Consider the following 25,046-nt stretch of genomic DNA (forward strand, 5'->3'; position numbering starts at 1 on the left):
AGGTGAACGCGGGGTGACTCGCTCCGGCATCGGCACGACTCGGTTCGCATCAGCCGTCGCGATCGACCACGATGGAGGGCATGCTCTGGCCGTTCGGTACCACCTGGCGCCCGGTGCGTCAGAAGCGGCGCACCGCGGTCGACCTGCGCTGGCTGACCGCTCGTTCGTGGACGCGGCGCTGGTATCCGCAGGGCGTCGACCTCGGCGTGTGGCACGGCCGTCGCACGCTGGCGGTGAGCTGGTTCCGGCAGCGTCTCGACGGACACCACCTCGCCTCGCGCGTGGCCCTCGTCGACCTGGACCGGTCCCGGCACCTCGACGTGCTGCTCGCCGTCGAGGAGGAGGGCGTGCTGCAGCCCGCGCCGATCCACGCCGGCGGGATCGCCTGGTTCGGCGACCGCCTGTTCGTCGCGGCCACACGACGGGGCGTGTGGGAGTTCGACCTGTCGCGGATCCGTCGCGTGCACGGCGCCGAGGCGCGCCGGCTGGCCGGAGCATCGCCCAAGGGGCCGAAGGTCAGCGCGCTCGTCGCCGAACGCACGCGCGTGCATCCGATCGACCTGCGCTGCTCGTACCTCGGACGGGTGATCGACGCCGATGGGACGCCGCTGCGCCGCGTGCTGATCGGCGAGTACACGCCCGACGACACCGGACGCATCGCCGAGTTCGACATCCCCGAGGACGACGGCGGCTTCACGGAGCGAGAGCGCTTCTCCCCCGGCATCCCCCGCATGCAGGGCGCGGTGCGGTGGGGGGACCGGCACTTCGTGTCGCAGTCCGACCACCTGCGCCCCGGCGCGCTGTGGACGGGGACGCGCGACGCCCTGACGCGGAGCCGCATTCCTCTCCCGGTCGGCTGCGAGGACCTCGCGCTCGACCCGGACGCCCGTCTGCTGTGGACGCTCGGCGAGCACCCGTGGAAACGCGTCGTGCGCGGCATCCCGCTCGGCGCCCTCGGCCTCTGACTCCCACCGTCCCAGCCGGCTGCTCAGCACCCGAACGTAGACTGGGGGCGTGAAGAAACCAGCGCCCCTCCTCGTCTACACCGTGCTCCGGCTGCTGGCGTTCCTCGTCCCGCTCGCCATCCTCTGGTTCTTCTTCCCGATCTTCCGGGAGTTCTGGTGGCTCGCCGCGATCTTCGCGGCCCTGATCGGCATGAGCATCTCGATGCTGTTCCTGCGCACCCCGCTCACCGACGCGTCCGCGCGGATCCAGGAGCGTCGATCCGGCCGCTCCGCAGGAGAGCAGGCCGACGCGGATGCCGAGGACGCGGCGATCGACTCGAACGAGTCGGACCGCCCCTGACGCCGACCCCGGGTCAGCCCGCGAACGCCCAGAACAGCGCACCCGCGTAGAGCAGCGCCGTCAGCGAGGTGAGCGCCAGCGCGATCACGAGCTCCTTCGCCTCTCGGTACGTCCACACGATGAGGATCGCCGGGGCCCCCGCGAGGAGCGCCAGCAGACCGATCCATCCGATCGGGTAGAGCAGCGCGAGGAAGACGAGGATGCCGAACGGTGCGAGCACGAACAGCGTGAACAGCACCTGCGTGGCGCGGCGACCGATCAGCACCGTGAGCGTGCGCTTGCCGACGAGGCGGTCCTGGTCGATGTCGCGGAGGTTGTTCGCGAGCAGCACGGCGCAGGCGAAGAGCCCCGCGGCGACCGCTCCGAGCCACGCCTGCGAGGGCAGGGCGAAGATCTGCACCCAGGTCGTGCCGAGTGTGGCGACGAGGCCGAAGAACACGAAGACGAAGACCTCGCCCAGGCCGAAGTAGCCGTAAGGGCGTCTGCCGCCCGTGTAGAACCAGGCGGCGACGATGCACGCGGCGCCGATCGCCAGCATCCACCACTGGCCGGTGCGCACGACGATCGCGACGCCCACCGCGGCGGCGAGAGCGAAGAACACGAGTCCGATCACCAGGACCGTGCGGGGCTTCACGCGACCGGAGGCGGTGAGACGCGCGGGTCCGACGCGCACGGCGTCGGTTCCGCGGATGCCGTCGCTGTAGTCGTTCGTGAAGTTCACACCGATCTGCAGCAGCACGGCGACCGCGAGGCAGGCCAGGGCGATGACCCAGTGGAACTCCGGTCCGGTGCTGCGCGCGGCTCCCGTGCCGATCACGACGGGGGCGACGGCGAGAGGCAGGGTGCGCAGCCGGGCGGCGCCGATCCAGTCGCGCGCCGTGACCGGGCCGGCCTCGACGACCGGGCGCTTGGCGGGGTTGCCGCTCGCGCGTGCCGGCGTGCGACGGGACCTGGTGCTCTTCTTGCGCTGGGAGGATGCTGCCACGCAGGGAATCCTACTGGCCGCGGCTCTCCCCGCCCGTCAGGGGTTGGGGTTGCTGTCCTTGCCGTCGAGCCAGAGCGTGTCGGACTTGTCGCCGTGCGCTCCGCCCGTGCCGACGTGCTTGTCACTGATCTTCGGGCCCTTGAGGATCACGTGCACCATGGCCTGCGCGTGTCCGTGCCCGAGGCTGTACTCCTCCTTGAGCCAGTTCAGCACGACCGTCGACTTCGTGGTCTCGTCGAAGCCCTGCTCCGCCGCGAGCTCGATGAACTGCCGCGGGGTGAGGCCGGTCTGGGCCTCGACCTTGTCGAGGTACGCCTGGAAGGACATGGATGCTCCTGGGGTCGGTGGATGCCGGTCTCAGTATCGCGGTGCGACCGGCGCGCGCACCACCCCGCGCTCAGGCCTCGGCGACGGTGATGATCGGGCGGTGCTCGTAGTAGGTCTGGAGAACCACGGTCGTGCGCGTGTTGACGTTCGCGGCGAGGCGGATGTCGCGCACGAGCTCCTCGAGGTCGCGGGGCGTGGCGACGCGCACGAACAGCATGTAGCTCGCATCGCCGGCGATCGAATGACACGCCTCGATCGCGGTGAGGTGCTCGAGCTTGTCGGGGGCGTCGTCAGGCTGGGCGGGGTCGAGCGGGGTGATCTCGATGAACGCGGAGAGCGGCGCCCCCACCTGCTCGGGATCGAGCACGGCGCGATAGCCCGTGATCACGCCGCGGCTCTCGAGCCGTCGCAGCCGCGACTGCACGGCCGAGACGGACAGGCCGACGGCTTCGGACAGCTGAGCCAGCGTGGCTCGGCCGTCACGGGAGATCGCGGCGAGGATCGATCGGTCGACAGCATCATCCATGGATGTAAGATTATCGTCAGGATTCCATAATGACCGGAATTTTTACGGCAATACTCGCGATCGGAGGTTCCATGTCCACTCCCACCCTGAACTCTCAGGCCATCGTCGGCGAACCCGAGGTCGTCGAGGACGCGTCCGTCGCCGAGCAGAGCGCCGCGTGGGCGCAGCTCAAGGACGCCGCGATCGCGATCCGCGAGATGCAGGTGAAGGACGGCTCGATCCCCGACGCCGCGCACCACGCCGCCGCCCGCGAGCTTGTGTCGGCGATCGTCGGCGCGATCCGCGCCCTGGCTCCGGCGTTCCCGCACGACGCCGACTACCTCGCCGCGTCCGTGATCGATTTCGAGCGCTGGGCCTCGGAGGACTTCCGCGTTCCCGACTTCCTCGACTCGCTCCTGGCCTTCCAGCCGCAGCAGCACCGCGTCGACGGCATCCGCCATCTCGTGGTCTTCCCCATGTACACGCAGAACGGGTCGAGCGATCGCCTCGTCGAGGCGCTCCTCGTCGAGACCATCTGGCCGGAGTTCATCGCCGCCCTCGAAGCCGGCGACTACGGCAACAAGCTGTTCGTCTCGCTGCGCCTGGTCGACTTCACCCCCGGGTACGACACGAACTCCGCCGTGCTGTTCCCCGAGACGGTCGCGATGCGCGAGATCCCGTCGTTCACCTGGGGCGCGATCTTCCAGGACCGCGAGGCCGCACGCTACCGTCGCGTCACCCGCGCCGCCGCCGAGATCACGAACCTCGAGCTTCCGGAGCGCGCCGCCGCGATGCTCGACGACCAGGCTCTCACCGAGCGCGCGTTCGTGATGTGGGACATCATCCACGACCGCACGCACATGCGCGGCGACCTGCCGTTCGATCCGTTCATGATCAAGCAGCGGATGCCGTTCTTCCTCTACTCGCTCGAGGAGATGCGCTGCGACATGACGGCGTTCCGCGAGTCGGTGAAGATCGAACGAGCCCTCGCGGCGCGCATCGAGGCCGGCGAGGAGCTCACCGACGCGGAGCGCGAGATGCACGACCACGCCGGTCTCGTGCAGTACGCGGTGATCTTCGACCGCATCTTCCGCTTCGCGATCACCGGCACGCGGGTGCGCAACTACGACGCCGTCGGCGGACAGCTGCTGTTCGCGTGGCTGCACCAGCGCGGCGTGCTGCACTGGACCGACACGGCCCTGGCGTTCGACTGGGACGCCGTGCCGGATGCCGTCGTGGCCCTGGGCGATGCGATCGATGACCTGTACTGGCACTCGATCGACCGCCCGAAGGTCGCCCACTGGCTCGCGGCCTACGACCTGGTGCGCGGCACGCTCACGCCGCACCCGGCCTCGCAGTGGGCCCGCGGCCTGTCGGACGAGATCCTCGCCGGCGCGCCCAAGGGCTACACGGATGCCGTGATGGACGACGAGTTCCCGCTGTCGATGTTCTTCGAGACCCTCGACAAGAAGATGAAGCCGGTCATCGAGTCGACCGTCGGCATCCGCGGCGACGACGACTGACTCGAGCGCATTTCCGGGGTTCCGGCCGATGATCTGACGGCCGGACGAGACTTCTGCGGCCACGCCAGGGGGCCGTGGCCGCAGAAGTCGTTCTGATCCGCGAGAGTGGAGAGCATGAGCGTCGCAGACCGCACGATCGTCCTCGCCGGGGCCACCAGCGCCTCCGGCATCGCCGTGGCGTCCGCCCTGATCGAGGCCGGGGCCCGCGTCGTCGCGACCGGTCGATCGGTGGAGCGCCTCGCGCCGCTCACGGCTCTCGGAGCCGAGGTCGAGGTCGCGGACGCGACGTCGCTCGACGCGATGGCCGATCTCGCCTCGCGGCTGGGGGCCGTCGACGCGGTGATCCCGCTCGTCGGCGGCTGGCGTGGCGGGGGCGGGCTCGCCGGCCAGTCCGACGACGACTTCGCCGCGCTGCTGCCCGCCCTCGAGGCCGTGCGGGCGACCAGCCGGGCGTTCGACCCGCTGCTGCGCGCTGCGGAGGCCGGACGCTTCACGATCGTCTCGTCGACCGCGGTGGGGCGTCCGCTCGCGGGAGGTGCGAACTACGCCGCGGTCAAGGCGGCGAGCGAGGCGTGGGCGCGTGCCGTCGCGCAGGGCTATGCCAAGGCCGCCCGGGACGCCGACCAGCCTCTGCGTGCGGCGTCCGTCGTCTACCGGGCGAAGGCGCTGGATCCCTCCTCCCTCGCGCCGCGGATCGTGGCGCTCTGGGACGAGGATGCCGCCGCGCTGAACGATCAGGTCCGTCTGCTCGACTAGATCCGTCTGCTCGACGACTGACGCGGTCGCTTCGTCGGTCGCTTCGTCGATCGACCGTCCGATCGGCCGTTCTCGTCAGCGGCGCGCGTCGGGGACCTCCGGCGGCGTCCCGCGCACGGGCGCCGGTGCGTCGAGGGGTGAGACGCTCGGAGCGACGGCATCCACGTCATCAGACGCCGCTCCGCCCGTGCTCAATTCGTCCGTTCCCTCGGCGTCCGTTCCCTCTGCGTCCGCGCCGTCTCCGGGCAGATCCTGCTCGGGCGCGTTCGCGTACAGGTCGGTGAGCTTGCGGTACGAGCGGGTGAAGAACGCGAGCGTGCCGACGACGACCATGACGAGTCCGGCGAAGAGGCAGATCAGTGCGATCCCCCGCGCGTCCCCGTCGCCGAGGAGCCATCCCCACTGCTCCTGCCCCGCCCGGGACTCCATGTACGGGATGACCGCGAACTCCGCGATCGGCGCGATGAGGAACGCGGTGACGGGTGCGGCTGCCGCCTCCATCGCGGCGGCGACGCCGAACACGCGGCCCTGCCGGTCGAAGCGCACGACCTTCTGGATCACGGTCTGCTCGGCCGCTTCGACCGGCGGCACGAGCGCCATGTAGATCCACATCCCGACCACGTAGAGCGGCCACCACTCCCGCAACATGAACACCGAGCCGAGCAGGCCCATCGCGATGACCACCAGGAGCAGCGTGCGCATGGGCTTCTTCCCGAGGCCGAACTTGGCCACGACGCCGCCGCCGATCAGGAATCCGGTCGACGCGAAGGCCAGCGCGAAGCCCCAGGTCTGCGCGTCGAACAGCGTGAGCCCGTAGGGGTCCATGAGCGCCATGTAGACGCCGCCGATGAGGTTGTTGAAGGTCGAGAAGATGATGAGGGCGAAGAGCCCCGGGGCGAGCCGGATCGCTGCGACGCTGCCGCGGAAGTCGAGCGCGCTCGCGGCCTCGGGATCGGGCGTCGGCGTGCCCTCGGGGATACGGATGAAGAGCAGGTGCACGAAGGTCAGCACCATCGCGACGATCGCGATGCCCAGGGTCCACCCCATTCCGAGGAAGCCGATCGACAGCCCGGAGAACACGCTCGTCACGAGGAACGCCAGGCCCTGCACGGTGCCGACGAGTCCGTTGGCGTTCGCGCGCTTGTCAGCCGGGACCAGCAGCGTCACGGTCGTCGACAGCGCGATGTTGCGCATCTGCTCGATCACGCCGCCGAACAGGATGAGGAGCGAGAACGCCCAGAACCACGGCCCGCCCAGGTCGAGGATCGCCGATTCGGGCTGCCAGACGTACAGGACGCCGGCGAGCAGGAAGGCCACCGCCGAGACCACGCTCGACAGCAGCATGACGGTGTGCTTGCGGTGCCGGTCGACGATCGTGCCGAAGATCATCGCGAAGAACGCGATGAACAGCATGTAGGCGCCGCCGATGATGCCGGTGGCCAGCACAGACTGGGTCTCGATGTAGACCCAGAACGTGAGCGCGAACCACAGGAAGCTCGTCGTCACGTTCGCGATGAGCGTGTTGACGAGAACGTTCGCGAAGGCCGTCTTCGCCACGGTGCGTTCCATGGGTCCGAGAGTAGGGGCAGCCTCGGACATCCGGTAGGGCTTCTCCCCTCGGCCGCCCGATTAGGCTTGTCCGGTGAGCATTCAGCATGATCCCGCCATCCGCGGCTTCGCGAGCGACAACTATTCCGGCGTGCACCCCGAGGTCCTCGAGGCGATCGCCCGGGCCAACGGCGGGCACCAGATCGCCTACGGCGAGGACGCCTACACCGAGCGCCTGCAGGAGGTCTTCCGCACCCACTTCGGCGACGGCGTGCACGCGTTCCCCGTGTTCAACGGCACCGGAGCCAACGTCACCGGCATCCAGTCGATGCTTCCCCGCTGGGGCGCCGTGATCGCGGCATCCTCCGCGCACATCAACGTCGACGAGGGCGGCGCCCCCGAGCGCATCGGCGGTTTCAAGATCCTCTCCGTCCCCACCGACGACGGCAAGCTCACCCCCGAGCTCGTCGACCGCGAGGCCTGGGGCTGGGGCGACGAGCACCGCGCGCAGCCGCTCGTGGTCTCGATCACCCAGTCCACCGAGCTCGGCACGCTCTACTCCGTCGAGGAGATCCGGGCCCTCGCCGACCACGCGCACGAGCGCGGCATGACGCTGCACCTCGACGGCGCCCGCATCTCGAATGCGGCCGCGGCGCTCGACCTGCCCCTTCGTGCGTTCACCCGCGACGCCGGCGTCGACGTCCTGAGCTTCGGCGGTACGAAGAACGGTGCGATGCTGGGCGAGGCCATCGTGGTGCTGAACCCCGAGGCGTCGACCGGTCTCACGTACTCGCGCAAGTTCAACATGCAGCTGTCGTCGAAGATGCGATTCGTGTCGGCCCAGCTCATCGCGCTGCTCGAGGGCGACCTGTGGCTGCGCAACGCCCGTCACGCGAACGCCATGGCCCAGCGCCTCCGCGGCTCGATCGAGGCCGGGATCGCCGACGGCTCCGTCCACGGCGTGACGTTCACGCAGCCGACCCAGTCGAACGGCGTGTTCGCGGCGCTGCCCGACGGCGTGGCCGACCGACTGCGCGAGAGCTTCCGGTTCTACGACTGGGACGCCGCCCGCAACGAGGTCCGGTGGATGTGCGGCTTCGACACCGAGGAGTCCGACGTCGACCAGTTCGTCGCCGAGCTCGCCCGCCTCACTGCTCCCTGAGCATCGGGGTCAGTCGAGGTCAGCGAAGCAGGCCGAGGTTCGCGAGCGCCTGACGGATGAGGGTGCCGCGGCCGCCCTCCATCTCGGCGGCGACGGCGTCGGACGCCGCGGCCTCGGGCGTGAACCAGGTGACCTCGAGCGCGTCCTGACGCGGTTCGCACGTGCCGGTCACCGGAACGACGAACGCGAGTGACACGGCGTGCTGCCTGTCGTCGTGGTACGCGCTGACACCGGGAAGCGGGAAATACTCCGCGACCGTGAACGGCAGCGGGGACGCGGGCAGCAACGGGAACGCCATGGGACCCAGGTCGTTCTCGACGTGGCGGAACAGCGCGTCACGGATCGTCTCCCCGTAGCGGACGCGGCCGGACACGATCGTGCGCGTCATCTCGCCGAGAGGCGTGGAGCGGAGCAGGATGCCGAGCTCGGTCACCTGCCCGGAGCCGTCGGTGCGCACCGGGATCGCCTCAACGTAGAGCATCGGCAGGTGCCGTCGCGCCTCTTCGAGCTCGAACTCGCTGAGCCAGCCGGGGTTGGCGTCGGGTACGGGGGGCTGCGCATCGCCGAACCCGCCGATGCCGTCGTCGGGCTCGGGATCGGGATCGGGTGTGCGGACGGCCATGAGTCATTTCTACCAGCCGCGCCCGCGCGTCGACAGCGACGACCGGGATACGACGTCGCGGAGGGTCCGTGTCGGCCTCCCCTGGCAGGATGGAGCCGTGAGCGAGGAACTGAGACTCGACGGCGCCCTCACGCGCTGGTCCGCGGGTGAGCGACGCGGGATGCCGCTTCTCGTGCTCCTGCACGGCTACGGCGCCGACGAGCACGACCTCTTCGGCCTCGTCCCGTACCTGCCCGAGCGGATCGCCGTGGCGTCCGTCGCCGCACCGCTCGCTCCGCCGTGGCCGATGCCCGGACGCTCGTGGTATCCGATCGAGGGACTCGACGGCCGCAGCGCCGAGAGCGTGACCGCCGCGGCCGGAGCGTTCCTGCGCTGGCTCGACGAGGAGGCCGCGGACGCCTCCTCCGTGGCGTTCCTGGGCTTCTCGCAGGGCGCCGCCGTGGCACTGCAGGCGCTGCGCCTCGACCCCGAGCGCGTGGACGCGGTGGTCGCGCTGAGCGGCTACGTCGCACCGGGCGAGCTCCCCCGCGACGCCGAGCTCGTCGGACTCCGCCCGCCCGTCTTCTGGGGCCGCGGCTCGCACGACGACGTGATCCCCGACGCGCTCGTCGCGCACACGGCCGAATGGCTTCCCGGGCACTCCGAGCTGTCCGGGCGGGTGTACACCGGGCTCACGCACAGCATCTCGGAGGAGGAGCTCGGAGACGTGCGCGCGTTCCTCGCCAAGTGGCTGGAGCGCATCGCCGAGACGGGCTAGCGGACCGGCGGCTCCCCGGCGTCCCCGTCGCCGTCCTCTCTCTCCTCGAGGTCGTCGCCCGGCATCCGCTTGTCCCGCCGCCAGGGTGCCTGACTGATGGCGACGGACAGCGACAGGCCGATCACGAGTCCGATGCCGATCCCCAGGATGAGGTTGTCGAAGGTGACGCCGAGGGCCACTCCGACCCCCATGCCGACCGCGATGCCCGCGCCCAGTCCCAGTCGCGTGCGCATCTCCTGGGGGCTCGGTTCGCGATCTGCCATGACTCCACCGTACGGAAGGCGCCGCGCGACGGCATCCCCCGTGCGGCGGAGGTCGCGACACGCCCGGGAGGTTGCGGATGACGACACGCCCGGGTATCGTCAGGGAGTCCTGTCCGCCGTGTCTGGAAGTCCTTTGATCTGAATCGTCGCCTCCGCGCTCCTCTATCCGCGCGCTGACCCGACGATCGCCGACTCCACGGCCGACCACCGCCCGCTGTCTCTCTGACGGCCTCCGCTTCTCGCGACCCCGCATCGCGGGAGCAGGGCGACCGGTGTCAGTGCACCCTCGCACTCGACAGGAGACCCCATGACCACCCCCACCCTTCACGCCTCCGTCACGCTGGACCGCGTGACCTTCACCTGGCCCGACGGCTCGACGGCTCTCGACGCCGTGTCCGGCTCGTTCGGCACCGGCCGCACCGGACTCGTCGGCCGCAACGGCGCCGGCAAGTCCACGCTGCTGCGCCTCATGGCCGGGGAGCTCACCCCGACCTCGGGAACACTGTCGACGACCGGCGAGGTCGCGTATCTGCCGCAGCAGCTCACGCTCGACGTGGATCGCCGGGTCGTCGAGCTGCTCGGCGTGGCCGAGGCCCTCGACGCCGTGCGCGCAATCGGCACCGGTGACGTCGACCCTGCGCACTTCGACGCCGTCGGCGACGACTGGGACATCGAGGCGCGCGCCGAGGTGGCCCTCGCCGAGGCCGGACTCTCCCCGGACTTCCTCGATCGCCGCATCGGCGAGCTCTCGGGCGGCGAGGCGGTGCTCGTCGCGATCGCCGGCATCCGGCTGCGGCGAGCGCCGATCACCCTGCTCGACGAGCCGACCAACAACCTCGACCGCGATGCACGCGCCGCGCTCGCGGCGATGGTGCGCGCCTGGAAGGGCACGCTCATCGTGGTGAGCCACGACCTGTCGCTGCTCGAGCTCATGGACGACACCGCCGAGCTCTACGCCCAGACGCTGAGCGTGTTCGGCGGGCCGTACTCCGAATGGCGGGCCTGGCTGGACGCCGAGCAGGACGCCGCCCGGCAGGCCGAGGCGACCGCGAAGCAGGAGTTCCGCAAGGAGAAGCGACAGCGCATCGAGGCCGAGGTCAAGCTGTCGCACCGGGCCCGCACCGCCAAGAAGGCGGAGATCGAGAAGCGTGTGCCCAAGATCATCGCGCACGGGCGGCGCGGCGCAGCGCAGGTGTCGGCCGGTCGCCTGCGCACCGAGGTCGCGGGTAAAGAGGATGCGGCGCGGGCGGCCCTCGACGACGCCGGACGGCGCATCCGCGCCGACGCCTCGATGAAGATCGAGTTGCCGGATCCACAGGTCGCGCCGGGTCGGCGCATCGCGGAGCTGGGCGACGGCGAGCGCAGCTGGGTGGTGCAGGGTCCGGAGCGGGTCGCGTTGATCGGGCGCAACGGCGCCGGAAAGACGACGCTGCTCGAGGACCTCGTGCACCACCGCGCGCGGGGTCCGCTCACAGCGCTGCCGCTCACGGAGCGGGTCGGCTACCTCCCGCAGCGCGTCGACGGGCTCGACGAGACGCGCTCGGTGTTCGAGAACATCGCGGATGCCGCGCCGCACGTCCCCGAGAAGGAGCTGCGCAACCGCCTCGCGCGGTTCCTGATCCGCGGGGCGACCGCCGACCGGCCGGTGTCCGCACTGTCGGGCGGCGAACGCTTCCGGGTCGCACTGGCGAAGCTGCTGCTGTCGGATCCCGCGCCGCACCTGGTGCTGCTCGACGAGCCGACGAACAACCTCGACATCGACACGGTCGACCAGCTCGTCGAGGCGCTGCGAGCGTATCGGGGCGCGGTGCTCGTGGTGAGCCATGACGACGCGTTCCTCGCCCGGCTCGATCTCGACCTCACGCTCGAGATCGATGCCGAGGGAATGCTGCAGCAGGTCGACTGACCTTCGGATCGAGGACTCGGGGAGGTTTCGTCGTGGTGCTCACGACGGAACCTTCCCTGGCATACCGGAGTCTCGCAACCGGATGCGCGCCCGCCATAATGAACCGGTGTCAGGCAACCCGATGGAGTTCCCCCTCAGCCCACAGGAGCTGGGGGTGTTCAAGTCGCGCCTCGCGGACGATCCCTCCGACGACGAGGCGCGTACGGCACTCGTATCCTGGTATCGCCAGAACGGTCACAATGATCAAGCGGGACGGTATGCGATCGCAATCGACGGTGCCGCGACGGCCGACGAGGTCAGGGCCTACTCGTCGATGCTCCGTGGACTCCGTGCAGATGACCGCCGGATGAGGGAGCTCAGCCGACTGCCGGACGATGCTGAACTCCTTGCTCGAGTATCCGAGCAACTCTCGTCCGCCCTGAAGATCACTGCCCCGGGGAGCCTCGCCGCTCTCATCGAGAGGATCGCTGCCGTTCTGTGGCTGGCGTTCGCGGTGAGCGTGCTGCTGACACTCGGTACGACGTTCGTCGTCACGTTGCAAGGAGACACCGCCGCTCCAGAGATCGCCTCGGGCTGGTCTTCGATCACTCTCGCGTTCCTTGCTGCCGCCTGCATCGTGGCGGCCATCGGCTTCGCGGTGGAGCGAATGTGGGTCGGCGCCGTGATCATGAGTGCTATCTCCGTCGGCGCAGCTTGGGCCGTGATCGCGCTCCTTTCCGGCTGACTGACTGACTGACGCCTAAGCCCGCCGGCTCCGCATCGCGCGCGTGTGCGCGACCGCGGGGTCGGCGGCGCGGAGCGCGTACTCCTCGGACTCGCGCGGCACGAGGGCGACCCGCCCCTCCTCGTCGTGGTCGAGGCCCCAGCCGTAGCGCTTGCCCAGCGGCGACGACCGCAGGCACGGCTGCCCTTTGGCGAAGAACGCCTCGCGCGCCGCGGCGTCGTCGGGGTCGATGCCCTGTCGCAGCGCATGGGTGGTGAAGATCACGTCGTCGGAGGTGCGACCGTACGGCTGCTCGGAGATCAGGCGGTAGTGGAGTGCCGCGATCGTCGGCTTGTCGCCGGCGGGCGGTTCTTCGGCGTGGTCGACCGGGCAGTCATCGGCGACCTCGATGAACGTGGTGCGGTAGTTCGTGGTGTGCGCGGCCATGCCTACAGCATGCTCCCGACCTCGGACAATCCGGGAGCCGATGTCGGTGGCACGGGCGATGATGGAGGGATGGGCGATGTGCTGGAGCGCTTCACCCCGGCCACGCAGGACTGGTTCCGGGGTGCCTTCACCGCGCCCACGCCGGCCCAGGCCGGCGCGTGGGAGGCCATCTCGCAGGGCAAGCATGCCCTCGTCGTCGCTCCGACCGGTTCGGGCAAGACGCTCTCGGCGTTCCTGTGGGCGATCGACAGCGTGTTCCGCGAGCGCATCGCCGCGGGCGCGATCGACGCACCAGCGACGGGTAAGAAGGCACCGAAGAAGGATGCCGACGCGTCGCGCACCCGCATCCTCTACATCTCCCCGCTCAAGGCGTTGGGCGTCGACGTCGAGCGCAACCTCCGGTCGCCGCTGATCGGCATCGGCCAGTCCGCCCGTCGGCTCGATCTCCCCTCGCCGAACGTCACCGTGGGCGTCCGCTCCGGCGACACCACGTCGAGCGACCGGCGCAAGCTCGTGTCCGATCCGCCCGACATCCTCATCACGACCCCCGAGTCGCTGTACCTCATGCTCACGAGCCGTGCCGGCGAGACCCTGCGCGATGTGCACACGATCATCATCGACGAGGTGCACGCGGTCGCGGCGACCAAGCGCGGCGCGCACCTCGCCGTGAGCCTCGAACGCCTCGACGCCCTCCGCGCCTCGCACGGGCACGACGAGCCCGCGCAGCGCATCGGCCTGTCGGCGACCGTGCGACCCATCGACGAGGTCGCGCGCTTCCTCGGCGGAGCAGCCCCGGTCGAGATCGTCGCCCCTCCGGCATCCAAGACCTTCGAGCTCGGCGTGGTCGTCCCGATGGACGACATGACCAACCCGCCCCCGCCGCCCGGAGCCTCGGCGAGCGCCGTCGACGAGAGCGCAGCCGAGTACACCGAGGTCACGGGCTCCGTGTGGCCGCACGTCGAGGAGGCGATCGTCGACCGCATCCTGCAGAACAACTCCACGATCGTGTTCTCGAACTCCCGACGTCTGGCCGAGCGCCTGACCGGCCGGCTGAACGAGATCTACTCCGAGCGCATCGGCGTCGCCCTCCCCGAGGCGACCGTGCCGGCGTCGATGATGGCCCAGGCCGGCGCCACGGCGGGCGCCGATCCCGTGCTCGCGAAGGCCCACCACGGCTCGGTGTCGAAGGAGCAGCGCGCCCAGGTCGAGGAGGAGCTGAAGTCCGGGGTGCTGCGGTGCGTGGTCGCCACGAGCAGCCTCGAGCTCGGCATCGACATGGGCGCGGTCGACCTCGTGATCCAGGTCGAGGCGCCGCCCTCCGCCGCGTCGGGACTGCAGCGCGTGGGCCGCGCCGGCCACCAGGTCGGCGAGATCAGCCGCGCCGCCCTCTTCCCCAAGCACCGCGGTGACGTGCTGCACACCGCGATCGTGACGGAGCGGATGCTGGCGGGCAAGATCGAGGCGATCCAGGTGCCCCGCAATCCGCTCGACATCCTCGCGCAGCAGACCGTCGCGGCGAGTGCACTCGGCGCGATCAGCGTCGAGGAATGGTTCGAGACGGTGCGGCGCTCGGCGCCGTTCCAGTCGCTGCCCCGATCGGCGTACGAGGCGACGCTCGACCTGCTCGCCGGACGCTTCCCGTCCGACGAGTTCGCCGAGCTGCGTCCCCGACTCGTGTGGGACAGGGATGCCGGAACGCTCACGGGCCGTCCCGGCGCGCAGCGCATCGCCGTGACGAGCGGCGGCACGATCCCCGACCGCGGACTGTTCGGCGTCTTCGTCGCGGGCGAGTCGACCGGCGCGCGAGTCGGCGAGCTCGATGAGGAGATGGTCTACGAGTCGCGCGTGGGCGACGTGTTCACGCTCGGGACGACGAGCTGGCGCATCGCCGAGATCACGCACGACCGCGTCAACGTGATCCCCGCGTACGGACAGCCGGGCAAGGTGCCGTTCTGGCACGGCGACGGCATCGGGCGCCCGTTCGAGCTCGGAGAGGCGCTCGGGAGGTTCTCTCGCGAGGTGTCGTCGGCCGCGCCCGAGAAGGCCGCCCAGCGGCTGATCGACGCGGGGCTCGACGAGCAGGCCAGGACCAACCTCATGGCGCACCTCACCGAGCAGCGCGAGGCCACAGGGACGCTCCCGACCGACCGCACCCTCACGGTCGAGCGCGGCCACGACGAGGTCGGCGACTGGCGCGTCATCCTGCATTCCCCGTACGGCATGAAGGTGCACGCCCCGTGGGCTCTGGCGATCAACGCACGGGTGCGCGAGCGGCTCGGCGTCGAGGGATCGGCGGTCGCGAGCGACGACGGCATCATCGTCCGCCTGCCGGATGCCGAGTCCGACCCCCCGGGCGCCGAGCTGTTCGTGTTCGACCCCGACGAGCTCGAACAGCTCGTGACGCAGGAGGTCGGCGGCTCCGCCCTGTTCGCGTCGCGGTTCCGCGAGTGCGCCGCCCGCGCGCTCCTGATGCCCCGCACGAACCCCAACCGCCGCACCCCGCTCTGGCAGCAGCGGCAGCGGTCGGCGCAGCTGCTGGAGGTCGCGCGCCGTCATCCCACGTTCCCGGTGATCCTGGAGACCCTGCGCGAGGTGCTGCAGGACGTCTACGACCTGCCGTCACTGCGCCGCCTCGCGACGTCGATCGCCGACCGCCGCATCCGCCTCGTCGAGACGCAGCCGTCGCAGCCGTCCCCGTACGCGCGCGACCTGCTGTTCGGGTACGTCGGCGCGTTCATGTACGAGGGCGACTCCCCGCTGGCCGAACGCCGCGCCGCCGCGCTCTCCGTCGACCCGGCCCTGCTGGGCGAGCTGCTCGGCACGGTCGAGCTCCGCGAGCTCCTCGACCCCGCGGTCATCGCGCAGTTCGAGCGCGAGGTGCAGCGTCTCGACCCCGAGCGTCGCGCGCGCGGCCTCGAAGGCGTGGCCGACCTGCTCCGCGTGCTCGGACCGTTGGACGCCGAGGAGGTCGCGTTGCGGCTGACTCCCTCGTCCGACCCGGCGACGGGCGCGGAGACGGAATCGGGAAGCAACGGCACGGCCGGCACGCCGACCGTGGCAGACGCCGCGGCGCACCTCGACGCCCTCGTGACCGCGCGACGGGCGATCCCCGTGACGATCGCCGGCGTCGCGCGCGTCGCGGCGATCGAAGACGCCGGGCGCCTGCGCGACGCGCTCGGAGTGGCGCTGCCGACCGGCATCCCCGTCGCGTTCCTCGAGCCGATGGCCGATCCTCTCGGCGACCTCGTGGCCCGGCACGCCCGCACCCACGGCCCCTTCACGACCGACGCGCTCGCGACACGCCTCGGCATCGGCGCCGCGGTCGCCCGGCACACGCTGCAGCGGCTCGAGCACTCCGGTCGGGTGACGAGCGGGTACTTCCTGCCCGAGGCGTCCGGCTCCGGGAGCGAGACCGAGTGGTGCGACACCGAGGTGCTGCGGCGCCTGCGGATGCGCTCGCTCGCGGCGATCCGGGGCAGTGTCGAGCCCGTCTCCCCCGAGGCCTATGCACGCTTCCTGCCCGACTGGCAGCACCTGCACCGTCCGCTCGAGGGCATCGACGGCGTACTCTCCGTGATCGAGCAGTTCGCGGGCGTGCCGATCCCGGCGAGCGCCTGGGAGTCCCTGGTGCTGCCGTCACGCGTGCGCGACTACTCGCCCGCCCTGCTCGACGAGCTCACGGCTGCCGGGGAGGTGATCTGGTCGGGGCACGGCACCCTGCCCGGCCGTGACGGATGGATCTCGCTGCACCCGGCCGACCTCGCGCCCTTCACCCTGCCCGAGCCCGACGACGAGATCGCCGCCGACTCGCTCGAGGCGCGCGTGCTCGACGCCCTCGGCGCGGGCGGCGCGTACTTCGCCGCACGGCTGCGCGACATGACGCAGGCCGAGAACGAGCAGTCCGTCCTGGAGGCGCTCTGGAACCTCACGTGGGCCGGCCGGGTCACGAACGACACGTTCGCGCCGATCCGCTCGCTGCTCGCGGGAGGCTCGCAGGCCCACCGCGTCACCCGCCGAGCCCCGCGCACCCGTGCCTACCGGGGCATGTCGCTCGCCCGCCCCGCCCCGCGCCCCTCGTCGATCGGCGGTCGCTGGTCGCTGCTGCCCACGACCGAGGACGACCCCGCACGTCGGGCGACGGTGACGGCCGGTCTGCTGCTCGACCGATACGGCGTCGTCACGCGCGGTGCCGTGCAGGCCGAGGGCGTGCCCGGCGGCTTCGCCCAGGCGTACCGTGTGCTCGCCGGCTTCGAGGAGGCCGGCCACTGCCGTCGCGGCTACGTGATCGAGAAGCTCGGCGCGGCACAGTTCGCGGCCTCGGCCACGGTCGACCGGCTCCGCACGTTCGCGGGGCTCGCCGATCCTCCGCCGCGGAGCGCCGTCACGCTCGCGGCCACGGATCCGGCCAACCCGTACGGAGCGGCGCTCGGCTGGCCGCGCCGCGACGACGTCTCGCACCGCCCCGGTCGCAAGGCCGGCGGGCTGGTGGTCCTCGTCGACGGCGCTCTCGTTCTCTACCTCGAGCGCGGCGGTCGCACCGTGATCTGCTTCACCGACGAGGCAGAGGTGCTGCGCGCGGCGGCCGCCGACCTCGTCGCGACGTCGCGCGCCCGCCGCCTCGACACGCTCACGGTCGAGAAGGTCAACGGCGAGGGCGTCTACGGCACCGAGCTCGCGACCGCGCTGCAGGAGGCCGGTTTCGTCGCGACGCCGCGCGGCTACACGCTCCGCAAGGCGATCTGAGACCGCCGCTCTCAGCCGGTCTGTCGAGTGAGCGACATCCCCTGCAGGGACGCCTGCACCTGGAACGACATGACGTCGGGCAGGTAGCGGTCGTCGCCCGCCTCGATCGCGCGGCCGTCCGACGCGTAGCTCACGCGGTTCACGCGCAGCAGCGGGCTCGACCGGCGGACGTCGAGCAGCCGGGCGTCCTCGCTGGGCGCGGCGATCGCGTCGATCGAGTGCTCTCCGTGCACCATGCGCACGCCCCGTGCCTCCAGCGCGCCGACGACCGAGGGCTCCTCGGGCGAGAGGTCTTCCACGAGCGGCGCGATCCACGACGGGTACGCCGTGCGCTCGAGCATGACGACACGACCGTTCAGCATCCGCAGCCGCACGACCTCGAGCACGTCGCCGATGCCCTGACCGCCACGGAATCGCCGCACCTCGTTCGCGGTCGCCGCGCGCCGCTGCTGGGCGACGACCCGCCCACCGGGCTCCATTCCCCGGCTCCGCGCCCACTGCGCGAACGAGCGCATCTCCGAGAAGCGCTGGCTGAGCACGGTCGTCCGCACGAGCCACCCTGACCCGCGACGCGGGGCGATCGCTCCCTGGCGGGCCATCAGCACGAGCGCGTTGCGCACGGTCCCGCGCGACACCTCGTAGGTCACGGCGAGCTGCGCCTCGGCGGGCAGCATCCCGGTGGCGTCGAACGCGCCGTCGGCGATCTGCATGGTGAGGTCGCGGGCGATCTCCCGATACCGGTGCACGACGTCTCCTCTCCGCGGCGCCGGGTCGGGTGCGGGCCGGCGCGCTCGGTCCGCCCGTCAGCGTATCCCCGCCTCCGCCCCGGGGAACGCGTGTGCCCCGGCATCCTGCACACCTGCACGCACCTGTCCGCGGAGTTTCCCGATCCGTCCGCTCGGCGTTCACCCGCTGTTCCCCCTCAGGCCGCGCACCGTCCTCCTCCCCCCGCGGGGATGGACTCGGCGGTCCGTTCGAGATCGACGCGACCGGAGGGCGACCCATGACACACGATCCCGCACCCGGATGGGGCGTGCTGAGCGACATGGACGGCACCCTGCTGGACACCGAGAGCACCTGGCTGCACGTCGTGGAGCGGTTCGTGCACGACCACGACGGAGCGGATGCCGCGGGTCTGGCCGCCGCCTCCGAGGGTCTCGACCTCGACAGGGCGGCGGCTCTGCTGAGCGAGCGCCTGAACCTCGACGGACCACGATCCGCGGTGGCTCACGACCTGGACCGTCGGGCTCTCGCGGCGTACGCCGAGTCGGTGACGTGGCGCCCGGGAGCCCCCGAACTGCTCCGGGCCCTCGTCGACGCCGCGGTGCCCCTCGCGCTGGTGACCTCCTCGCCGCGCCACTGGGTCGAGCGCTTCACGCGGAGCGTCGACCTGTCGGCGTTCCGCGTGATGGTGACCGCCGACGACACCACGCGCACGAAGCCGGCACCCGATCCGTATCTCGACGGCGCCGCCGCGCTGGGCCTCGACCCGTCGCGCTGCGTGGTGCTCGAGGACTCCCAGGTCGGCGCGTGGTCGGCCGTGTCCGCGGGCTGCGCGACCGTGGTGGTCGGCGACCTCGCACGGAGCCTGCCGCCGGGCGTGCACCGTGTCCCGTCCCTGGAGGACGTCGACGTCCGGATGCTGCGGGCGATCGCCGCGAGCCCCGTGTCGTCGTAGGCGCCGCCGCCTGCTCGCCACCGGTGTCGGCGCGTGCTCCTAGGCTGGACCCATGATCGGCGAGTTCGGCGAGGGCGTCCGCATGCTGCTGCGCGGCTTCGGGACGTGGCGCACCCGCCCGGGCCTCATGGCTCTCGGGCTCGTGCCCGCGGTCATCGCCGCCGTGCTGCTGCTGGCCGCGCTGATCCCCCTGGCCCTCTCGCTCGGCGCCGTCTCCGACGCGATCACCCCCTTCGCCGACGGCTGGATCGAGCCGTGGCGCGGACTGTTCCGCGGTGCCGTCGGCGTCATCCTGTTCGCGGCCGCGCTCGCTCTCGCCAGCACCGTGTTCACGGCCCTCGCCCTCGCGATCGGCGATCCGTTCTACCAGCGCATCTGGCGTGCGGTCGAGGCCGATCTCGGCGACGCACCCGAGACGGACGGCGGCGGATTCTGGATGGCGCTCGGCGAGGGCATCCGTCTCGTGCTGCTCGGCGTGCTCGTCGCCGTCGTCGTGCTGCTGCTCGGCGTCGTTCCTCTCGTGGGCGGGTTCCTCGGACCCGTGGTCGGCGTGATCCTCACCGGACGGATGCTCGCGCGCGAGCTCACGGCACGGGCCTTCGACGCTCGCGACCTGACGCCTGCCGACCGCGCGGCGCTGTTCCGCGGCAGTCGCGCCCGCGTGCTGGGCTTCGGGGTCGCGACGCAGCTGTGCTTCCTGATCCCCGGCGGCGCCGTCGCGGTCATGCCGGCCGCGGTCGCCGGTTCGACGATGCTTGCCCGCACGATGGTGCAGCGTGCGGCACTCCCCGCGCCACCCGTCCCGCCGCCCCCGGCCCCCGGGGCGACGCCCGCTCCGCTCCCCCCTCCCCCCGGAGCCTCTCCGGGCGCCGGATCCGTCTGATGCCCGAGGGCGATACCGTCTTCCGCACCGCCCGGCGCCTGGAGGACGCGCTGGTCGGGTCCGAGGTCACGCGCTTCGACCTGCGGGTGCCTCAGGCCGCCACGGTCGACCTCACGGGTCAGCCGGTCGTGTCGTCGGGCTCCCGCGGCAAGCACCTGCTGCTGCGGATCGGCGACAGCACGCTGCATTCCCATCTGCGCATGGACGGCGCCTGGCTCGTCTACCGCCCGGGCGAGAAGTGGCGCCATCCGGCATTCAAGGTGCGCGCGATCGTCGGCACGGCGCAGCGCGAGGCCGTGGGGATCGACCTCGCCGACATCGAGGTCGTGCCCACCCGCGACGAAGAGCAGCTGATCGGCCACCTGGGCCCCGATCCGCTCGCGCCGGACTGGGACGCGGCCGAAGCCGTGCGCCGGCTCAGCGCCGACCGACGCAGCATCCACGTCGCGCTGCTCGACCAGCGCAACGTGGCGGGCTTCGGCAACGAGTACGCCGCCGAACTGCTGTTCCTGAGGGGCGTGCTGCCGACGACGCCGACGCCCGAGGTCGACGCCGCCGCGCTGATCGAGCTCGGCGTCCGCACGATCCGCGCGAACCGCGACCGCCGCCATCGCACGTTCACGGGCGTCGACCGTCCCGGGCAGGGCACCTGGGTGTACGGCCGCGCCGGTCGGCCCTGCCGCCGCTGCGGCACGCTCATCCGCCGCGGAGAGCTCGGAGCCGACCCGACGCGCGAGCGCGTGACGTTCTGGTGCCCCGTCTGCCAGCGCTGAGGCGACACATCCGTCCCATCCATTCCGGGGAATGAATCCGAACCATCTGTGGTTGTTCATATATCCGGGAGACTCCGGAGCACGGGAGGAATCGTGGGCAAGAACTACGTCGACATCGAGAACGACCGAGGCGACACGCTGCGTTACCGCAAGCACGCCAACGGTCGGGGTCTCGTCGCGCATGGCGCGAAGGTCCATCCGAAGGCGCACATCGAAGCGGGCGCCTACATCGAACCCGGCGCACGCGTCGGCGCCGGCGCGTCCATCGCCCGCGGCGCGTGGATCGAACCGGATGCCGTGATCGGCGAGGGCGCGTTCATCGACGCGCACGCACACATCGGCGAAGGCGCGGCCGTGGGAGACCACGCGCACATCGGCGTCCGCACCGAGATCGGCGCGGGGGCGCGCATCGTCCGCGGTGCGCGGATCGGCGACGACGAGACCGTCGCCGCCGGACTCACGATCGCCACCACGCCGAAGGGACTCTGGCTCGCGGCCTGACGTCGCGAGCCCGGGCGGTGAGGGAGCGCGCGGCGAGTAGCCTGGGACACATGGCGAACCAGGGACGACGGCCGCGGGGCTCCGGAAAGGGCACGCCCGCGCGACGCAACAAGGCCGCGCCCGCGCAGCGCTTCCCGCCGCCCAAGCCCCCGCGCAAGACCTCGAGCATCGTGTTCGACGCCCCGGCACCCGAGCCCGAGGAGCCGCGCACGTTCCGGCTCGGCGCGGTTCCCGGCGCGACGCCCGGCAAGTGGATCGACGCGTGGAAGCAGCGGATGCCGCACGTGCCGCTCGAGCTCGTGCCGATCGAGGTGGCCGCGCAGCGCGACGCCCTCGACGAGGTCGACGCCGCCCTGGTGCGCCTGCCGCTCACGGACGACGCCCTGCACGTGATCCCGCTCTACGACGAGGTGCCGGTGGTGGTGGCCTCCGTCGAGTCGCATCTGCTCGCGGCCGAGGAGCTCACGATCGCCGACCTGGCCGGCGAGGTCGTGATCGCGCTGAACGACGATGCGCTCGGGACGCTCGATGTGCCCGACGCGGTCGCCCCGCGCTTCTCCGCGATGTCGACCGGCGACGCGATCGCCACGGCGGCGACGGGGACCGGCGTCGTGATCGTGCCGATGTCGCTCGCGCGTCTGCACCACCGCAAGGATGTCGAGCACCGGCCGCTCGTCGACGGCCCGACCTCGACCGTGGCTCTCGCCTGGCTGCGTGATCGGACGACCCCCGACGTCGACACGTTCGTGGGCATCGTGCGGGGCCGCACGGCCAACTCGTCCCGGTGACGGCCACGTCGGGCGAGACCCCGAGCGCTCGTTAGACTCGCGTGGTGGTCTCGCTTCTCTACGTCTGCGTGCGTCCCGAGCTGGGGGCGGCGGATGCCGAGCACGCCTCGTTCCGGCGGGCGCTCGGCGCGGACGTCGTCGACCGCCTCGACCTGCTCTCGCAGCGCCTCGACGCGGTCGATCTGAGCCGGTATCGCGGCATCGTCGTCGGCGGTTCGCCGTTCAACGTGAGCGACGAGCACAAGACGGCCGAGCAAAGGCGCGTGGAGGCCGATCTCGAGACCCTCGCGCGGCTCGCGATCGACCGGCGCGTCGCGGTGTTCTTCACATGCTTCAGCATCGGCGTGGTGACGCGGATGCTCGGCGGCGACGTCACGACCGACACCCCGGAGCCGGCCAGCGCCACCGTGATCGAGACGACCGAGGCCGGCGCCGCCGATCCGGTGTTCGGTCCCAGCTCCCCGGCGCTCACCGTCTTCACGGCGCACAAGGAGTCCGCGGCGGCGCTGCCCGACGGCGCGGTGCTGCTCGCGACGAACGCGGCCTGTCCGGTCCAGGCCTACCGCGTGGGCACGCACCTGTACACGGCGCAGTTCCACCCGGAGCCGACGCCCCGGGACTTCGCCGACCGCATGACGTTCTACCGCACGACCGGGTACTTCGACCCCGAGGAGTTCGACCTCGTGCAGGGTCAGGTGCTCGCGGCCTCCGTCACGGAGGGGGCGGCGCTGCTGCGGCGCTTCGCCGAGACGTTCGCGGGCTGACAAGGCAACCGGGGTTCAGCCGCGCAGGAGCTCGACGCGCTCGCGCAGATACGTCTCGAGCGGCATCCATCCGCCGGCCGTGCTCCACCGCACCGACGGCACACCCTCCACCACCGCGAGGGGACCGGATGCGCCGCCGGCGTCCACGGCGTCCACGTCGATGACCGACCAGCCGACGTGGGCGACCTCGCCCTCGTCGAATCCGCCGCGCAGGGCCAGCGCCCGACGCTCGGCGCGCTCGCGGGCTGACTCGGCCGTGTACCCGCGTCGTCCGGGGTCGGCGGCGCGCAGCACCTCGGCGGTCGCGAGCGCGTGGGTGTCCGTGAGCAGGAGGACGCCGAGATGCCAGACCTGACCGATCTTCACGATGCGGTGGCCGCGCCAGCGCGACTCGCGCTCCTCCCCCAGCCCCTCCGTGGGGGCGCCCTGCAGGTCCGCGCGCGCATCGGCGAGCAGCTGCGAGGCGAGGGGCGCGAGCGTGTCCATCCCTCCAGGGTAGGACCGCGATTCGCCCGAGGGTCGCATCCACGGCAGAATCGATGCACACCCCCGAGGAGTCCCCATGCCCCAGCCCGACACCGCCCGCCTGCTCATCGCCTGCGACGACCAGCCCGGCATCGTCGCCGCCGTCGCGGGTGTGCTCGCGCAGCACGGCGCGAACATCATCTCGCTCGACCAGCACTCGACGGACTCCGAGGGCGGACGCTTCTTCCAGCGCACGGTCATCCACCTGCCCGGCCTCTCCGCGGCCCGCGTCGCACTCGAGGCGGATCTCACGGTCGTCGCCGAGCGCTTCGGCATGGAGTGGTCGCTGCACGACACGGCCCGCCGCAAGCGGGTCGCGATCTTCGTGTCGAAGTACGACCACTGCCTCATGGAGCTGCTGTGGCGCACGCAGCGCGGCCAGCTCGACATCGACGTGACGATGGTCGTGTCGAACCACCCCGACCTCGCGGAGGCCGTGCGCTCGTTCGGCGTGCCGTTCGTGCACATCCCCTCCGGCGACAAGGGGTCGATGGAGCAGCGTCAGCTCGAGCTGCTCCGCGGCAACGTCGACCTCGTGGTGCTCGCACGCTACATGCAGATCCTCACCGACGACTTCATCGAGCGCCTCGAGGCCCCGGTGATCAACATCCACCACTCGTTCCTGCCGGCGTTCATCGGCGCGAACCCCTATGCCCGCGCCAAGGAGCGCGGCGTCAAGCTCATCGGCGCCACGGCGCACTACGCCACGGCCGACCTCGACGAGGGGCCGATCATCGAGCAGGACGTCACGCGCGTCACGCACTCCGAGTCGGCGGCCGAGCTGCAGCGCCGGGGCGCCGACGTCGAGCGTCTCGTGCTCGCGCGGGCGGTGCAGTGGCACGCCGAGGACCGCGTGATCGTGCACGGCCGCTCGACCGTCATCCTGTAGGCGTCACGCGCCCTCAGGACGAGGCGGCGCGATCGATCAGATCGACGGCGAGTCCTCGCGAGGCCGCGAGCAGCCTCTTGTCGTTCGTCCAGAGCTCGGTGCATCCCGCCGTCTGCGCGGCGGCGAGGTGCAGGGCGTCCGGGGTCTTGATGGCGAAGTCCGCGCGGAGCTCGGCTGCGCGGACGAAGACCGCCGTATCGAGGGCGATGCTCTCGAGGTGATCGAAGAGGCCCAGATAGCGATCGCGCATCTCGGCATTGCGCTCCCGCATCGGGAGGACGAGGCACTCCTGCAGGGCCAGCGGGCTCGACGCCACGGTCTCGTCGGTCTCCCGGAGCAGGCGACGAACGGCATCGCCGCGAGGGCCTGAGTCCTCCAGCGCATAGATCAGGATGCAGGAGTCGAGGTAGATCACTCCCAGGCGTCCCGGCTCTCGGCGATCTGAGCGTCGATCTCGCGAGAGGGGCGTGCGAGTCGAGGCGGGAGAGGCGCCGCGTCGATCCATTCCACGAGCAGTCGCCCGCTCCTGACGATGTCGACGGGGCCGACCGGCACGATGCGCGCCACAGGGGTCCCGCGCCGGGTGATGACGACGTCTTCCCCGCTCTGCGACTCCACGATCAGTCGCGAGAGGTTGTTCCTCGCGTCGAGGACGTTGTGGGTCGACATGTGCACATTCTAGCCAGATATCTG

27 protein-coding genes are annotated in these 25,046 nt (G+C 71.4%); 16 read left to right on the forward strand and 11 right to left on the reverse strand.

All coding sequences use genetic code 11. From position 1 onward, the window contains the following. Positions 1 to 80 precede the first annotated feature (80 nt). Together ACIPY8_RS13185 and ACIPY8_RS13190 are read left to right on the forward strand one after the other, a co-directional pair. Positions 81 to 965, forward strand: a complete 885-nt coding sequence (locus ACIPY8_RS13185) for a hypothetical protein (RefSeq protein ID WP_400818873.1) — start codon at positions 81 to 83, stop codon at positions 963 to 965. A 49-nt stretch (positions 966 to 1,014) separates the two neighbouring features. Next, a complete protein-coding gene (locus ACIPY8_RS13190; protein WP_400818875.1) occupies positions 1,015 to 1,305 on the forward strand; it encodes a DUF4229 domain-containing protein in 291 nt (96 codons plus the stop codon). A gap of 13 nt (positions 1,306 to 1,318) precedes the next feature. Here ACIPY8_RS13190 and ACIPY8_RS13195 read toward each other — a convergent pair whose 3' ends face one another. From ACIPY8_RS13195 to ACIPY8_RS13205, 3 genes are all read right to left on the reverse strand, one after another. Continuing rightward, on the reverse strand, positions 1,319 to 2,290 hold the full coding sequence (locus ACIPY8_RS13195; RefSeq protein ID WP_400818878.1) for a 1,4-dihydroxy-2-naphthoate polyprenyltransferase: 972 nt from the start codon (positions 2,288 to 2,290) through the stop codon (positions 1,319 to 1,321). Between the two features lie 36 nt (positions 2,291 to 2,326). Further along, positions 2,327 to 2,617, reverse strand: a complete 291-nt coding sequence (locus ACIPY8_RS13200) for a DUF4287 domain-containing protein (RefSeq protein WP_400818880.1) — start codon at positions 2,615 to 2,617, stop codon at positions 2,327 to 2,329. 70 nt (positions 2,618 to 2,687) lie between these two features. Beyond that, entirely contained in the window at positions 2,688 to 3,143 is a 456-nt protein-coding gene (locus ACIPY8_RS13205) for an Lrp/AsnC family transcriptional regulator (protein ID WP_400818883.1), read from the reverse strand. 71 nt (positions 3,144 to 3,214) lie between these two features. Between ACIPY8_RS13205 and ACIPY8_RS13210 the strand changes: the two genes are divergently transcribed. After that, positions 3,215 to 4,645 (forward strand): DUF6421 family protein, encoded by a 1,431-nt coding sequence (locus ACIPY8_RS13210; RefSeq protein WP_400818886.1) that lies wholly within the window; start codon positions 3,215 to 3,217, stop codon positions 4,643 to 4,645. Positions 4,646 to 4,759: 114 nt separating this feature from the next. Continuing rightward, complete coding sequence (locus ACIPY8_RS13215; protein WP_400818889.1) at positions 4,760 to 5,401, forward strand: SDR family NAD(P)-dependent oxidoreductase; 642 nt, start codon at positions 4,760 to 4,762, stop codon at positions 5,399 to 5,401. A gap of 75 nt (positions 5,402 to 5,476) precedes the next feature. On the opposite strand, the gene ACIPY8_RS13220 is transcribed toward ACIPY8_RS13215, so the two are convergent. Next, positions 5,477 to 6,970, reverse strand: coding sequence for an MFS transporter (locus ACIPY8_RS13220; RefSeq protein WP_400818892.1), 1,494 nt, complete (start codon positions 6,968 to 6,970; stop codon positions 5,477 to 5,479). Between the two features lie 73 nt (positions 6,971 to 7,043). Between ACIPY8_RS13220 and ACIPY8_RS13225 the strand changes: the two genes are divergently transcribed. Continuing rightward, the gene (locus ACIPY8_RS13225) at positions 7,044 to 8,111 is read left to right on the forward strand and encodes a threonine aldolase family protein (RefSeq protein WP_400818895.1); all 1,068 of its coding nucleotides are present in this window, start codon (positions 7,044 to 7,046) and stop codon (positions 8,109 to 8,111) included. 19 nt (positions 8,112 to 8,130) lie between these two features. Here the strand turns inward: ACIPY8_RS13225 and ACIPY8_RS13230 are convergent, their stop codons facing one another. Beyond that, positions 8,131 to 8,733, reverse strand: a complete 603-nt coding sequence (locus ACIPY8_RS13230; RefSeq protein WP_400818897.1) for an NUDIX hydrolase family protein — start codon at positions 8,731 to 8,733, stop codon at positions 8,131 to 8,133. A gap of 97 nt (positions 8,734 to 8,830) precedes the next feature. On the opposite strand from ACIPY8_RS13230, the gene ACIPY8_RS13235 reads away from it, so the two are divergent. Then, positions 8,831 to 9,490, forward strand: coding sequence for an alpha/beta hydrolase (locus ACIPY8_RS13235; RefSeq protein WP_400818899.1), 660 nt, complete (start codon positions 8,831 to 8,833; stop codon positions 9,488 to 9,490). On the opposite strand, the gene ACIPY8_RS13240 is transcribed toward ACIPY8_RS13235, so the two are convergent. After that, on the reverse strand, positions 9,487 to 9,753 hold the full coding sequence (locus ACIPY8_RS13240; RefSeq protein WP_400818901.1) for a hypothetical protein: 267 nt from the start codon (positions 9,751 to 9,753) through the stop codon (positions 9,487 to 9,489). The two genes, ACIPY8_RS13235 and ACIPY8_RS13240, sit on opposite strands and share 4 nt — an antisense overlap. Before the next feature lie 307 nt (positions 9,754 to 10,060). Between ACIPY8_RS13240 and ACIPY8_RS13245 the strand changes: the two genes are divergently transcribed. Both ACIPY8_RS13245 and ACIPY8_RS13250 read left to right on the forward strand, forming a co-directional pair. Further along, on the forward strand, positions 10,061 to 11,659 hold the full coding sequence (locus ACIPY8_RS13245; RefSeq protein ID WP_400818903.1) for an ABC-F family ATP-binding cassette domain-containing protein: 1,599 nt from the start codon (positions 10,061 to 10,063) through the stop codon (positions 11,657 to 11,659). A gap of 106 nt (positions 11,660 to 11,765) precedes the next feature. Further along, a complete protein-coding gene (locus tag ACIPY8_RS13250) occupies positions 11,766 to 12,383 on the forward strand; it encodes a hypothetical protein (RefSeq protein WP_400818906.1) in 618 nt (205 codons plus the stop codon). A gap of 15 nt (positions 12,384 to 12,398) precedes the next feature. Here ACIPY8_RS13250 and ACIPY8_RS13255 read toward each other — a convergent pair whose 3' ends face one another. Beyond that, positions 12,399 to 12,809, reverse strand: a complete 411-nt coding sequence (locus ACIPY8_RS13255) for a DUF6157 family protein (protein ID WP_400818908.1) — start codon at positions 12,807 to 12,809, stop codon at positions 12,399 to 12,401. A 69-nt stretch (positions 12,810 to 12,878) separates the two neighbouring features. On the opposite strand from ACIPY8_RS13255, the gene ACIPY8_RS13260 reads away from it, so the two are divergent. Continuing rightward, positions 12,879 to 17,552, forward strand: coding sequence for an ATP-dependent helicase (locus ACIPY8_RS13260; protein WP_400818911.1), 4,674 nt, complete (start codon positions 12,879 to 12,881; stop codon positions 17,550 to 17,552). A gap of 11 nt (positions 17,553 to 17,563) precedes the next feature. Here the strand turns inward: ACIPY8_RS13260 and ACIPY8_RS13265 are convergent, their stop codons facing one another. Further along, positions 17,564 to 18,298 (reverse strand): GntR family transcriptional regulator, encoded by a 735-nt coding sequence (locus ACIPY8_RS13265; protein WP_400818913.1) that lies wholly within the window; start codon positions 18,296 to 18,298, stop codon positions 17,564 to 17,566. A gap of 257 nt (positions 18,299 to 18,555) precedes the next feature. Between ACIPY8_RS13265 and ACIPY8_RS13270 the strand changes: the two genes are divergently transcribed. The 6 genes from ACIPY8_RS13270 (at position 18,556) to ACIPY8_RS13295 (ending at position 22,939) form a co-directional block, all read left to right on the forward strand. After that, a complete protein-coding gene (locus tag ACIPY8_RS13270) occupies positions 18,556 to 19,230 on the forward strand; it encodes an HAD family hydrolase (RefSeq protein ID WP_400818915.1) in 675 nt (224 codons plus the stop codon). Positions 19,231 to 19,282: 52 nt separating this feature from the next. Next, positions 19,283 to 20,113, forward strand: a complete 831-nt coding sequence (locus ACIPY8_RS13275) for an EI24 domain-containing protein (protein WP_400818917.1) — start codon at positions 19,283 to 19,285, stop codon at positions 20,111 to 20,113. Further along, positions 20,113 to 20,886 carry a DNA-formamidopyrimidine glycosylase family protein gene (locus ACIPY8_RS13280; protein WP_400818920.1) on the forward strand — a complete coding sequence of 258 codons (774 nt, stop codon included), beginning with the start codon at positions 20,113 to 20,115 and terminating at the stop codon, positions 20,884 to 20,886. Before ACIPY8_RS13275 ends, ACIPY8_RS13280 begins: the two co-directional genes overlap by 1 nt. Before the next feature lie 93 nt (positions 20,887 to 20,979). Beyond that, positions 20,980 to 21,387, forward strand: a complete 408-nt coding sequence (locus tag ACIPY8_RS13285; protein WP_400818923.1) for a DapH/DapD/GlmU-related protein — start codon at positions 20,980 to 20,982, stop codon at positions 21,385 to 21,387. A gap of 50 nt (positions 21,388 to 21,437) precedes the next feature. Beyond that, positions 21,438 to 22,175: a substrate-binding domain-containing protein gene (locus ACIPY8_RS13290; RefSeq protein WP_400818925.1), complete on the forward strand. Its 738-nt coding sequence runs from the start codon at positions 21,438 to 21,440 to the stop codon at positions 22,173 to 22,175. A gap of 44 nt (positions 22,176 to 22,219) precedes the next feature. Then, positions 22,220 to 22,939 carry a GMP synthase gene (locus tag ACIPY8_RS13295; protein WP_400818927.1) on the forward strand — a complete coding sequence of 240 codons (720 nt, stop codon included), beginning with the start codon at positions 22,220 to 22,222 and terminating at the stop codon, positions 22,937 to 22,939. 15 nt (positions 22,940 to 22,954) lie between these two features. Here the strand turns inward: ACIPY8_RS13295 and ACIPY8_RS13300 are convergent, their stop codons facing one another. Further along, a complete protein-coding gene (locus tag ACIPY8_RS13300; protein WP_400818929.1) occupies positions 22,955 to 23,425 on the reverse strand; it encodes a glutaminase in 471 nt (156 codons plus the stop codon). Positions 23,426 to 23,501: 76 nt separating this feature from the next. Here ACIPY8_RS13300 and purU point away from each other — a divergent pair, with 76 nt between their 5' ends. Then, a complete protein-coding gene (gene purU / locus ACIPY8_RS13305; protein WP_400818931.1) occupies positions 23,502 to 24,353 on the forward strand; it encodes a formyltetrahydrofolate deformylase in 852 nt (283 codons plus the stop codon). Between the two features lie 13 nt (positions 24,354 to 24,366). Here purU and ACIPY8_RS13310 read toward each other — a convergent pair whose 3' ends face one another. After that, the gene (locus tag ACIPY8_RS13310) at positions 24,367 to 24,768 is read right to left on the reverse strand and encodes a type II toxin-antitoxin system VapC family toxin (protein ID WP_400818934.1); all 402 of its coding nucleotides are present in this window, start codon (positions 24,766 to 24,768) and stop codon (positions 24,367 to 24,369) included. Further along, positions 24,765 to 25,022 carry a type II toxin-antitoxin system Phd/YefM family antitoxin gene (locus ACIPY8_RS13315; protein ID WP_400818936.1) on the reverse strand — a complete coding sequence of 86 codons (258 nt, stop codon included), beginning with the start codon at positions 25,020 to 25,022 and terminating at the stop codon, positions 24,765 to 24,767. The genes ACIPY8_RS13310 and ACIPY8_RS13315 overlap by 4 nt, the downstream gene beginning before the upstream one ends. Positions 25,023 to 25,046: the final 24 nt, after the last annotated feature.

Origin of the sequence: Microbacterium sp. NPDC089696, assembly GCF_044749125.1 — a bacterium.
Lineage (GTDB): Bacteria > Actinomycetota > Actinomycetes > Actinomycetales > Microbacteriaceae > Microbacterium.